Below are 242 nucleotides of genomic sequence, written 5' to 3'. Positions count from 1 at the left end.
TCGGTCGGCTCACTGATATTGCCGCTTGGATCGGTGATGGTGACGCTGCCAGTCTCGCCGTCTTCCAGCGGGTTAGGCTCGATGGCCCACTGGCCGTTGTCGTCGACCACGGTGGTCAGGGTGCTGCCATCTGGCAGCTCCACCACGATGGTGCCGCCCGGCTCGCCGCTGCCGCCCAGACCACTCTCGTTGTTGTTATCGACAACCGGTGGCGCAGGTGGAGTGACGTCAGCCTTACCGGT

General features: G+C 64.5%; 1 protein-coding gene. It reads right to left on the bottom strand.

Features of this window, described 5'->3' with window-relative positions; all coding sequences use genetic code 11:
* On the bottom strand, window positions 1–242 hold a 242-nt coding region (locus tag NTD81_RS11450), incomplete at both ends, for an Ig-like domain-containing protein (protein ID WP_262182484.1).

This window comes from Pseudomonas sp. 5P_3.1_Bac2 (assembly GCF_025465995.1).
Classification (GTDB): Bacteria; Pseudomonadota; Gammaproteobacteria; order Pseudomonadales; family Pseudomonadaceae; genus Aquipseudomonas.
This window is presented reverse-complemented; position numbering and strand designations above follow the sequence as displayed.